Source organism: Rhodococcus sp. IEGM 1307 (genome assembly GCF_030056915.1).
Lineage (GTDB): Bacteria > Actinomycetota > Actinomycetes > Mycobacteriales > Mycobacteriaceae > Rhodococcus_F > Rhodococcus_F opacus_D.
In genome coordinates this window covers 1-11,468 of record NZ_JASHKW010000050.1, presented here as the reverse complement: position 1 = coordinate 11,468, position 11,468 = coordinate 1, and the positions used below count along the sequence as shown (strand labels likewise).

The 11,468-nt window shown below is 66.7% G+C and carries 11 protein-coding genes; 7 read left to right on the top strand and 4 right to left on the bottom strand.

The genetic code is table 11. From position 1 onward, the window contains the following. Positions 1 to 96: 96 nt before the first annotated feature. Positions 97 to 237, bottom strand: coding sequence for a hypothetical protein (locus QM841_RS42635; protein ID WP_283336762.1), 141 nt, complete (start codon positions 235 to 237; stop codon positions 97 to 99). An 881-nt stretch (positions 238 to 1,118) separates the two neighbouring features. On the opposite strand from QM841_RS42635, the gene QM841_RS42630 reads away from it, so the two are divergent. From QM841_RS42630 to QM841_RS42620, 3 genes are all read left to right on the top strand, one after another. Further along, positions 1,119 to 2,066 (top strand): hypothetical protein, encoded by a 948-nt coding sequence (locus tag QM841_RS42630; RefSeq protein WP_283336761.1) that lies wholly within the window; start codon positions 1,119 to 1,121, stop codon positions 2,064 to 2,066. 460 nt (positions 2,067 to 2,526) lie between these two features. Beyond that, positions 2,527 to 3,999 carry an aldehyde dehydrogenase family protein gene (locus QM841_RS42625; RefSeq protein WP_283336760.1) on the top strand — a complete coding sequence of 491 codons (1,473 nt, stop codon included), beginning with the start codon at positions 2,527 to 2,529 and terminating at the stop codon, positions 3,997 to 3,999. A 70-nt stretch (positions 4,000 to 4,069) separates the two neighbouring features. Further along, positions 4,070 to 4,567 carry a hypothetical protein gene (locus tag QM841_RS42620; protein ID WP_283336759.1) on the top strand — a complete coding sequence of 166 codons (498 nt, stop codon included), beginning with the start codon at positions 4,070 to 4,072 and terminating at the stop codon, positions 4,565 to 4,567. 33 nt (positions 4,568 to 4,600) lie between these two features. On the opposite strand, the gene QM841_RS42615 is transcribed toward QM841_RS42620, so the two are convergent. Both QM841_RS42615 and QM841_RS42610 read right to left on the bottom strand, forming a co-directional pair. Continuing rightward, positions 4,601 to 5,521 carry a S1C family serine protease gene (locus QM841_RS42615; RefSeq protein ID WP_283336758.1) on the bottom strand — a complete coding sequence of 307 codons (921 nt, stop codon included), beginning with the start codon at positions 5,519 to 5,521 and terminating at the stop codon, positions 4,601 to 4,603. Positions 5,522 to 5,857: 336 nt separating this feature from the next. Beyond that, positions 5,858 to 6,475 (bottom strand): TetR/AcrR family transcriptional regulator, encoded by a 618-nt coding sequence (locus QM841_RS42610; RefSeq protein ID WP_283336757.1) that lies wholly within the window; start codon positions 6,473 to 6,475, stop codon positions 5,858 to 5,860. A 149-nt stretch (positions 6,476 to 6,624) separates the two neighbouring features. On the opposite strand from QM841_RS42610, the gene QM841_RS42605 reads away from it, so the two are divergent. The 4 genes from QM841_RS42605 (at position 6,625) to QM841_RS42590 (ending at position 9,804) form a co-directional block, all read left to right on the top strand. Further along, positions 6,625 to 8,085, top strand: a complete 1,461-nt coding sequence (locus tag QM841_RS42605; RefSeq protein ID WP_283336756.1) for an FAD-dependent oxidoreductase — start codon at positions 6,625 to 6,627, stop codon at positions 8,083 to 8,085. A gap of 10 nt (positions 8,086 to 8,095) precedes the next feature. Continuing rightward, positions 8,096 to 8,296, top strand: coding sequence for a hypothetical protein (locus QM841_RS43300; protein ID WP_349307468.1), 201 nt, complete (start codon positions 8,096 to 8,098; stop codon positions 8,294 to 8,296). A 537-nt stretch (positions 8,297 to 8,833) separates the two neighbouring features. Further along, positions 8,834 to 8,977 (top strand): cupin domain-containing protein, encoded by a 144-nt coding sequence (locus tag QM841_RS42595; protein WP_280780205.1) that lies wholly within the window; start codon positions 8,834 to 8,836, stop codon positions 8,975 to 8,977. A gap of 59 nt (positions 8,978 to 9,036) precedes the next feature. Continuing rightward, on the top strand, positions 9,037 to 9,804 hold the full coding sequence (locus QM841_RS42590) for an AraC family transcriptional regulator (protein WP_283336755.1): 768 nt from the start codon (positions 9,037 to 9,039) through the stop codon (positions 9,802 to 9,804). Between the two features lie 215 nt (positions 9,805 to 10,019). On the opposite strand, the gene QM841_RS42585 is transcribed toward QM841_RS42590, so the two are convergent. Then, positions 10,020 to 10,526, bottom strand: a complete 507-nt coding sequence (locus QM841_RS42585) for a polyketide cyclase (protein WP_283336754.1) — start codon at positions 10,524 to 10,526, stop codon at positions 10,020 to 10,022. Positions 10,527 to 11,468: the final 942 nt, after the last annotated feature.

The window sequence follows — 11,468 nt, the reverse complement described above, 5'->3', positions numbered from 1 at the left end:
ACGATCACCCACGCCCACACCCCACCCGCTGCCACACAACGGAATTCACAGCGACGACATCAACGAATCGGTGCATTCGGGATAAGCCACGGGCGTCTACACGCCCGGTATCGGGAACTTCCACATCGCCAGGACGATCACACCCATGACCAGTCCGGCACACACCACAGTGCCAACGACACTGACACGCAACGCATCCAGTAAATCGACTCCCAGTTTCTTGCTGATCCGTGCCATTACGACTCTTCCTTCACGTGCAGAGATTCCCGACCGCCACGTCGATGACGGTGCACTACACACAATCGTCCGACGTCGACACCTGCACAACGGCCGAATCACCTACACCCATACCCGCTTTTGGGTCCCACGCAGGGGTGTAACCACACCTCATTCCCGATCACCATGCTTCCCGAGAGAATGTGCCGTGTTCTACGTCACACCGCAGTGCCTGTTCTTTGCATACCGAGCATTACGCTGCGCAGGCACCGAATGGTCCGCGAGCAACTCGCCGCGTGCCTCGATTCCGCAGAACAGCTCCGAGCGACGGCCGGACATTCTGCGGCACAGCAGGATCGGCGGACAGATATGTTGAACTCCCAACTGATGGATTTGAAAATTTCATCCCCGCCTCGACTCCGGCCGATTGGAACTCGGCGGTGCCGATCAATTCACGCACGCGCCTTGTGCGACCCCGAAAAATACACTTACTGGTCGGTAATACTGAGTGAAGAAATTTGTGCAATGGCGTGGATCACACTCCCTGGACTTCCGCGCCCCGGCTCACGAAGATCACTAATGCGCCGCTCGTTACTACGCGCGGTTTGTCCGTGTAGCGCCCCTGCCAGCTGACACCGATCGTTGGCGGGGGCTGCGCTTGGCTGCGCCACAAGATATCCGGCGTCGCCACGCTCGCGGACTCCCCATTGCCGGCACGATCCTGGCCAACGTTCCCGGCCACCGAACCAGTCACCGTCGCCCGCAATCGCGTCCTGCTCACTCCTGCCCGCATACCGCCGTGCCTCGCGCCCAACACCCGTCCACGTTTGCCCGGTACGCCGCCGGGGGATGCTCCCGGGAAGGGCGACCCCGTCGTCGAATCACGCGAGAGAGGCAGTTCGATGAACGCTGTCACGACCGGCATCGTTGCAGGTGCCGCAGGCACCACGATGCTCGACGCCGTCACTTACCTGGACATGGCGATCCGCGGCCGCCCCGCAAGCACCGTTCCGGAGAAGACGGTCGAGTCCGTTGCGACCGCTCTGGGCGTCGCGATACCGGGACGCGGTGACACGCTCGCGGCGCGGCGGTCGGCGTTCGGTGCGCTCGGTGGGATAGCCGTCGGCACAGGACTCGGCGTGGCCGCGTCCCTCGTCCGCCGCGCCGGCGCCCACCTGACCCCGGCCGCCGGAACGATCGGGATCGGTCTCGCCGCGATGGCAGCCACCGACATCCCGATCGCCCTGCGCGGCATCAGCGACCCGCGGCAGTGGACCGCCCAGGACTGGCTCAGCGACCTCGTGCCGCATCTCGTCTACAGCGCCACCGTCACCACAGTCCTGCGGCAACAGGACGAGGCGACGGGGCACCGGAGGGGCCGGGCGGCGGAACGGTCGAGCACTGCCCGGTCGGCCGTGATCGGCGTGGCCAGCGGTCTCCGCAGTTCCACGGGCATCGCGGCGGCACTGCTGTCGGGTGCCCCGGGCTCGGCGCACCGGGCCCGCGTCGTTGGCGCGACGGCGCTCGTCGGCGGCGAACTGGTGGCCGACAAGAACCCGAACGTACCGTCGCGCCTCTCCCAGCCCGCGCTCACCGGACGCCTCATCGCAGGCGGCGGAGGCGCCGCGGCGCTGGCCCACCGCGACCGGGCCGACACGGCGTCGGCCCTGATCATCGGAACCGTCGGTGCCCTCGCCGGCTCCTACGGCGGCGCGTGGTGGCGGCAGTGGGCCGGCCGGCGGATGCCGGACTGGCAGGCCGCGCTCGCCGAGGATGCTGTGGCGCTCACCATGGCGGCGGCCGCACTCCGACGTCCCGCGCGGTCCTCGTCGGTCAGTGCGTCGAGGTAACGCCGCGCCATCCGCCGCACAGGGCTCCGCTTCACGGTCTGATCGTCGATATCCCGCATCGTGACGTCGGACCCAACCGGTCATTCGTCCGAACGAAGCTGACACGTTCGGCGCTGGAACCAGCAGCTCGACACCGTAATTCCGTTCTCGGGGAACATCGTCCGCCGAGCAGCGGGGATGGATCGACCACCTCGTATTCCTAACGCTCGACCCGAAATCGCCGTTGTCCTCCGGTTGGGGGACAACGCATTCATCCTCCACTGGGCCCGGCCGGCGGACAGACGGCTGAGCTGCGGCGAGTCATTGTTATCAGGCGCCGGAAACGTTCCGACGCAAACCAGTCAGGACCCGGGATGCGAGAGCGGTGCAACACAGGACGCCATCGCAAACCCGAAGGCCACCCGCCGAATCCGATACCCAACCCTTCCCACCTTCTGCAGCAGCCGACCAGAGGAGCACCATGGAGAACACCCAGAGGTTTTACATCGACGGCGAATGGACCGACCCGATCGGCACCGACACGCTCGACGTCGTCAACCCTGCGACAGAAGAGATCGTCGCCACCATCGCGCTGGGCGACGAGAAGGACGTCGACCGCGCCGTCATGGCCGCCCGCAGAGCGTTCGACGGTTACGGGTCGACGACACGTGCCGACCGGATTGCGTTACTGGATCGGATAATCGAGGTCTACGGGCGACGGATGGCGGACCTGGCGTCGACGATCACCCAGGAAGTGGGGGCACCCACTTCATTGGCCACGACCGCTCAGGCACCGTCCGGCCTGGTGCATCTCACAGCGGCCGTCGATGCGCTGCGCGCGGTCGAATTCGAGGAGAGGATCGGCACGACGACGGTGGTGCATGAGCCGGTCGGCGTGTGTGCGTTCATCACACCCTGGAACTGGCCCGTCAATCAGATCGCCGCGAAGGTTGCGCCCGCGCTGGCCGCAGGCTGCACGATGGTGTTGAAGCCGTCCGAGATCGCGCCCCTCAATGCGATCATCTTCGCGGAGATACTTCATGAAGCAGGAGTCCCTGCCGGAGTTTTCAACCTTGTCCACGGTGACGGACCTACCGTCGGAGCCGCACTCTCGATGCACCCCGACATCGACATGGTCTCGTTCACCGGATCGACGCGTGCCGGCGTCGAGGTCGCTCGGAACGCTGCGACAACGGTCAAACGCGTTGCACAGGAGCTCGGCGGCAAGTCGGCGAACATTGTGCTGGACGACGCGGACTTCGAAAAGGTCATCACCCGAGACGTGCTGGGTGTGGTGGTCAATTCGGGCCAGTCCTGCAATGCTGCCTCGCGCATTCTGGTTCCGTCCGACCGCATGAACGATGCGATCGCGATCGCGAAAGCCGCCACCGCGTCGATCGTGGTCGGACAACCCGAGGCCGAGGGGACGACCGTGGGACCGCTGGTGTCACAGACACAGTTCGACAAGGTGCAGCGCCTGATCCAGACCGGCATCGAAGAGGGCGGCACACTCGTCGCTGGTGGAGTCGGTCGCCCGGCAGGACTGTCCACCGGCTACTTCGTCCGGCCCACCGTCTTTGCGGACGTGACGAACGATATGACCATCGCGCGCGAGGAGATCTTCGGCCCGGTCATGATGCTCATCGGCTACGAGGACGAGGCCGACGCAATCCGCATCGCGAACGACACCGCGTATGGGCTGTCCGGGATGGTCTCGTCGAGCGATCCGGAGCGGGCGCGGAATGTGGCCCGACAGCTGCGGACGGGAATGGTTCACCTCAATGGTGCTCCGCTGGCCTTCGATGCGCCGTTCGGCGGCTACAAACAGTCAGGCAACGGCCGGGAGTTCGGCAAGTTCGGCCTGATGGAATACCTCGAGGCCAAGACGATCTTCGGCGACAACGACGAACCAGGACCGGCCGTGAACAGCGGCCGCCAGAGTGTCCGGGAATGAGTAACGCGGAGGCTGCGGGATGTGACCGCAGGTCTCCGGCACGAATGCAAGAAGAGACGGGAGACTGATCGTGAATGCGATCATGTGGATGGGCGTGGCCGGAATCGTGGGCACGGCCCTCTCACCGTGGATAACCGAACGCATGCGCAGCAAGACTGCGCGCCGAGACCAACTCGTGAAACTGCGGCTCGCGATCTACGCCGACCTGCTGCGAGCGACGGCCCGCCTCGCCGCAACCGCAACGACTTCGGCTGCATCGCACCCGAATGACGCGGACGAGATCGGCGGCGACGAGTTCGATTCCCTGCTCAGCCAGGCGCGGGTCGTCGCCAGCGATGACGTTTACCGACGACTCAACGAGCTGTCGCAGCTCACTGGGACGTTCAACCGGCACCTCGTGAAGACCGAATCGCGCCCGGCCTTCCCCTATCGGCAACACCTGCACGACGGCGTAATGAACGACCCGTTGCGCCTCCAGCATCGGAGAACACTGACCGATATCGCGGGCGGTATCGCGGTGGCTCACGGGAAAGTCCAGGACGCGATCCGGCACGAGATGAATCGGTGACCGTCGATCGGATCCCACGTCGCCGTGTGGTCGTCAGGCCGCGAGCTCACGAGGACGTGCGAACACGTCCACCAGCGCACCGTTGCGCCACACCGTGATCTCGATCTGCCGGTCGATCGCATCCTCGACCATCAACCGCTGGACGGCGGTCGTCGTCACGATCGGCTTGCCGTCGAGTTCGACCATGATGTCTCCGCGCCGCAGCCCCGCCTCGGCGGCCGGGCTGCGCGGGGAGACACCGGCAACCTGCAAACCGGTCTTCGACCCGATCCGCCCCTGCAGCTTCGGAGGCAGCGGAACCTGCATGCCCGCGATCCCCAACCAGGCCCTCCGCACCCGCCCCGCCGATACCAACGCGGCGATGATCTGCCTCGTCGTCGAGTTGATCGGCACCGCCAGACCCACCCCCATTCCGGCCACAGCGGTGTTCACCCCGACCAGCCGGCCCGCACTGTCGGCCAACGCGCCACCGCTGTTCCCCGGATTCAGCGCCGCGTCGGTCTGGATCACCTCATCGATCACCCGCCCCGACTCCACCGGCAACGAGCGGCCCAACCCGGACACGATGCCCGCCGTCACACTGCCCGCCAGACCCAGCGGGTTCCCCAACGCGACGACCAACTGCCCCACCCGCAGCGACGCGGCGTCACCCAATTCCACCGGAGCCGGCACATCACCCCGAGCACGCAGCACAGCGAGATCGGACAACGGATCGCGCCCCACCACGTCGGTGCGGACAACAGTTCCGTCGGTGAATGCCGCCTCGGCCCCGCTCGCTCCCGCCACCACGTGCGCACTCGTCAGCAACAGCCGGTCATCGGTGATCACACTCGCGCTGCCCGAACCGCTCCCCCGTGACGTCCGCACAACCAGGCTTGCCACACTCGGCAACACCGTATCGGCAACCGAGATCACCGTCCTCGAGTAGCCGTCCAACTTCTCCAGTTCGCCCATACCCACTACAGCGCCGGCACACGACCACCTATGCCCCTGTTCGCTCCCAGCTGACCACCCGACGAAACACTCCGCCCGTTTCCTCCACGAGCGCTGACATCCCCGATCGTGACACCACTGCGCGACGTGCCGATGACACTATTGCGAATCAATTACCAATTACTGCGAACTGCACCGACATACGACTGCCGTCCGGGCCGGAATCGCCCGTCGACACCGGCGAGTAGATGCCGAGGGCGCGATCCTCCTGGATCTCCAGCGTGCACGGTTCCACCGGCGCCGCCAGCCCCGCAGAAACACCGACCCGGCGTGACCGTGCGGTAGGAGGCCGACCACTCACCGGCAGAGGCTGCGTTCGGCGGCGGCGATCAGGGTGCGGGAGACGTCGTCGACGGGGAGATTCCGCCCGGTGTACAGCTGGTCGAAGCTGTCGAAGCTCGCCAATAGCCAGAGCAGGTCTGCAGCCTCGTCGACGGTCACCTCCGGCCGCAGAACCTCCTGTTCGGCCAGTCGCTGGGCGAGGTGCGCCATCCCGCCGGCCCGGTTCTCCTCGATCCGCGCGATGGCCCCGCCGACGGCATCCGCGTCGAGTTGGGCCATCGAGAACAGTGCCCGGAAGACGTCGCGGTGGGCCGCGAACACCCGGACACCGGCGTCGATCCCGCCGCGCAGGTGCTCCCGCGCGTCCGGGTGCTCCACCGCATCCACCACCGCCTGGAACCCTGCCCGGTGCCACCACAGGTCCGTGGTGAGGGCGTCGAACAGCCCGGCTCGTGACCCGAAGACGAGGTAGACGGTGGAGCGGGAGACACCCGCCGTCCGGGCCACCTGCTCGACACTCACCGGTGTGGACGGTGCTCGTCGCAGCCGGTCATAGACCGCGTCGATAATGCTGCGGCGCGTTTCCTCGGCCGCCTCCGCGCGCAGGCGCTGCTCGTACTTCCTGGTGGCCACAGCCGTCACTTTAACATTTTCACTTGACACATCGTCTCGTGAAGTTCAGACTGTTAATCGAGAGACATATTGTCCGGCGAAATCGAGACGAGCCCGCCGCCCTCCCCTGACGTCGAGACAACGAGCCTTCGGACGAAGGAGCTGACGTCATGAACAGCCCGACCACACCCACCCGTCCGCCGACACCCCGGGCGTCCACGCCTGTACTCGTGGTCGGAGCGGGCCCGGCGGGTCTCACCACGGCAATCACACTGGCTCGCCACGGGATCGAGGTCATCGTGGTGGAGCGGCGTCCCGCCCTGTCGGGGCTACCACGGGCGGCCTCCATCAGTACCCGCACGATGGAGCTGTTGCGTTCCTGGGGGCTGGAGCAGGAGGTCCGCGCGGGCGGGGTCGAGGTCGAATGGAAGCAATGGGTCGGTCCCACGCTCAACGCTGCCGGTGACACCCACCTGACCAGCTTCCCGACCCGAGAGCAGAGCGCGGTCCTCAGCCCGACCGCTCCCGCCTCGGTTCCGCAAGATCAGCTCGAGCCGGTGCTGCTGGACCATCTGCGCTCGTTCGGCACCGCGCGGGTGGAGATGGGCACCGAAGTGGTCGGCCTCGAGGACCGGTCCGATGACGTCCAGGTGACGCTGCGCGACGTCGAAACCCGCGAAACCCGAATCGTCCACGCCCGCTACCTCGTCGCGGCGGACGGAGCGCGCAGCACGGTGCGCGATGCCCTCGGGATCGTGATGCGTGGGCCGGGGCGTCTGTCCCAGGCAATCGGGACCGAGTTCCGTGCCCCACTGTGGGAACTACTCGGCGACCGCCGCTACTGCATCTACGCCGTCACCCACCCCGAAGCCGCGGGAGTCTTCGTCCCCGCCGGCCACGGTGACCGATGGGTCTACGGCGTGGAACACGAACTCGCGCAGTACTCTTCGCCGAAGCCGACGAGGGACCAATCCGCCCGCCTCATCCGGCTCGGCAGCGGACTAGCCGACCTGGCGCCGAAAATCGAACGCATCGGGACGTTCACCTTCGCCGCGCAGCTCGCGGACCGCTGGCGGGAGGGCGCCGCGTTCCTCGTCGGCGACGCCGCGCACCAGATCACGCCACGCGGGGGCACCGGCATGAACACCGCCATCCAGAGTGCCTACGACCTCGGGTGGAAACTCGCCTGGGTGCTCCTCGGCTGGAGCGGACCGCAGCTACTGGACACCTACGAGGCCGAACGTCGACCGGTGGCCGCACACAACGTGGCCCGATCGGCCGACCCGCGCGGCGGGGCTCGACTCGCCGCACACGAACTGCCCGCGGACCTCGGCGGCCGCATCCCGCACGTCTGGTTGCGCTCCCGAGCCCACACTGTGTCCACCCTCGATCTACTCGGACCCGGGCTGACGTTGTTCACCACCGACCCGAGCGCGACCTGGCAGCGCGCAGCTCGCTCCGTTCCCGGGCCTCCGCTCGTCGTCCACGACCTCGACACCATCACCGCCCGCGGAATGGGCATCCCCCGCGGCGGGGCACTCCTGGCGCGCCCGGACGGGGCCCCCGCCGGATGGTGGCCGTCAGGCACCGAACCGGCCGCGGCCCTCCGCCACGCGGAACGAGCTCGATGAAGCTCCGCTCTTGAAGCGCGGCAATCGCTTCGACTTCGACAAGCTGGTCCGGGTAGCCGAATACAGCAACGCCGAGCAGTGCGCAAGGCACGTCGTGGTCGCCAAAGGGGCGCTCACGACCGCTATCGTGGCGCCGGCCTCATCGAGCGGGCAGGCACCAGCGGTGAATACAAGCCTGGATGGCTACTGGATCCTCGCCGCGTACGTGTAGGGCACGTTGGCCGTCAACGCCGACGATCGAATCAGCGACGTGCATGTCGCCGGTCACGGTCACAGTGTCGCCGAGCGCCGTCACCGGCCTCACTTGCCCATCGTGTCGGATTGGGAACTGGTCCCGGCTTCGGCTAGTGACACCGGCGAGGTCCGGACGACGTCTCAGTCGCGGCGGTTCCGAGCTAGTCGGGTGCAGGGACGTGGTGGTGTACGAGGTTCGCCCGGCTTCGGGCGCAGGGAGCATTCGAATTACGTTGCGCACCTTGGTTGGGCATGACCGCAACCGAGAATGAGTAGGCCACCCCGGCGACGAGGGCCATCGCCGGCAGCGCGACGCCGAGCACCAGAGCACCGGTGTGGGCAGTTCGTTGTGTGCAATCTCGGTCATGGCGGATCCCGGTCGTGATTGGGTGATGTACCTGCCGTCCACTCTGCGGGACCAGAGCCGGTGGAACAATGCTCGCCCGTCGCTCACTCATGCCCGTTCGTCCAGAGTCCGTGGACGCGCGCACGTGCGGGGCGCCAGACTGGGCCCATGCGAGGAGTGGATCCCTGGACCACACCCGATCCGCTGGGCGAGGCGCTGCACGCCCTGCGCATGGCGGGCACCTTCTACTGCAGGTCCGAGCTGACCGCTCCATGGGGGCTGGACCTGCCGCCCGAGCCCGAGTCGATGTGATTCCATGTCGTCAACGCCGGACGCTGTCGGCTCGAGGTGGACGGCGACGATCCCCGGCAGTGCCGCACGGCCAGGGGCACCTGCTGCTCAGCGAGCCCGGGGTTCCGGCCCCGCGGGTCGACGGGCTGGCATACGACTACGCCAGCGATCGTTATGCGATCTTGCGGCACGGCGGCGGCGGGGCACCCACGAGCATCGTGTGCGGCACCGTCCGCTTCGGGCACCCGGCAGCCCGCAACCTGGTGGCGCTGCTGCCCCGCACGATCGTCATCGAGGGATCGCCCGGGTCGGCGTCGCCCGAGGCTGACTGGATGCGAAACACGCTCCGGCTCATCGTCGCCGAGAGGCGGCAGCTGCGGCCGGGCGGCGAGGAAGTGCTCACCCGGCTGTCGGACATCCTGGTGATCCAGGCCATCCGCTCGTGGATCGCCGACGACCCGGCGGGGCAGACCGGCTGGTTGGGAGCCCTGCAGGATCCCCGCATCGGCCGGACCATGTCGCTCGTGCACCGCGATCCGGCCCAGCCCTGGTCGGTGGCCTCGCTGGCGCGGGAGACGGCCATGTCCCGGTCAGCCTTCGCGGCCCGATTCACCGAACTGGTGGGCGAGCCGGTGATGGCGTACGTGACCCGGTGGCGGATGCAGGTGGCACTGGACTGGCTGCGGACCGACGACGTCCCCGTCGCGGTGCTCGCCGCCCGCCTGGGCTACGCGTCCGAAGCGGCATTCAGCCGCGCCTTCAAGCGCGCCGTCGGCATTTCCCCCGGCGCCGCTCGCCGGTCACCGCCCGACACACTGCGCGAGAGCCCGCACCTCGCCCCGGCCTGACCCCACCGGCGGGTTCTGCTGTCCTGAGGGCCGGCGCGACCACTCGTGCTGCGGATGCTGATTGGATCGAACATCGCCGCTCCCGTGATGACGACTTGCTCGGCTTCCTGCACCCGCCAAGCGGGGACCAGGGCAACATCCAGAATAGGAGCGGAAGCCACGGTCGACTGCGTCCGGTGACCGATCCCTGCCGGTGACAGTGCTTCAGTTCCCCGTCAGGCCAACGGGGCTCTGTTCTGCTCGGCCAGCCGCTTGAGATTGAGCAGTTGACGGCGGGCCATGACGAGGTCGCCGACGGAGATCAGTGGCGCGAGCCAGCGGCCCTTCGCCATGACGACCTTCAGCAGCAGGCGCGTCGAGTCGCCGTTCGGAACGAGCACGTACGACATCACCGCACCCATGATCCCGCCGGTGAGCTGTTCCGCCGTGGAGACCGAGAGGATGCGCCCGAGGGGACGATTCCCCGAGGCGGTGAAGTGCTGACCAGCTGCGGGTTCCGGCAATGCGCGCAGCTGCCGTGGCGATCGGCGCCCGAAATTGTCGATCCAGTCGTAGGAGTACGGCGCCAATCGGATCTGCGCCACCCACGGCCACAGGCCGTCGGGCGTGCTGTGCACGGTGACGCCTCGCCAAGCCTGCAGCACGGGCACTGGGACCAGCTCGTCGCACGGGTAACGACGGGCAACCTCGTCATCGGTCACGCCCCATCGGTCACCGATCATCACAAGTCCTTCCGTCGAAAGCAGATCCGTCTCCGGAACACATAGCAACGCAGCGGATTCGGCCGTCCAGATTATTCGCAGAGGTCTCCGATACTGCACATGACCGTGCCATCGCCGGGGCTAACCCAGACGCCGCACCCGTTCCGGACCTCTGGCTTCGGCAATCGAAGCGGGTTACGGCTCGCAACGGGCCAAAATATGTGTTCACACCCCGTAAACCAGTCCTGCGCCGCTTCGGCAACTCGTGCGGTGATCGTGGCGAGATCGACGTCGACCGGGGTTCCGAAACCATGGCTTCCTCCGTGTCCGGTCTCGAGCCCAATTGACCAGCCCCCAAAGACTTTGGTCTCGTCGACTACAAGCCAGCTCATCTCACCGAGCCAGCTCAGCTCCTCGTAGCAGCGGGTGTCACGCCCCACGGCGTGACATGCGCTTACGAAGTGGGGAGGTGCACCAGCAGCGTTGTCTTCCTCGCCACAGAGTTTCAGGTTCCATGATGGGGTCGCCAACGGATGCAACGGGGGTCGTCGCGATTCTTTCGAAGCCATTCTTCACCCTCTCAACCGGCTGTTGATCGGTCAACGTCACCGCCTTCATGCCCGCTACCTGTCCCGGGTGGTGCGTCGGTGAGCGGACACGATCCTTCACCGGGATCACTCCGTCACCGGCCGGCCGAGTAGAAGATTGGCAGGTAAACGTTCGTGACGATGATGCAGTATCGACTTATGTCTCCGACGATCGGAACCGGCGTAGTGACAGGTCCGAGGCCGATCTCTGGCCACTTTGCGATGAGGGGTAGATCCTCCGTATCGGGGTTGTAATGCGTCGGCGTAAACACCTCTGGCTACCACGACAACCGCGATCGTGGAGCGCGCGTGAAAGGCTAGCTAGTGTCCTGAGTCTTTAATTCTGGCGCAGTAGTGTGCGATGGAGTCGAGGATC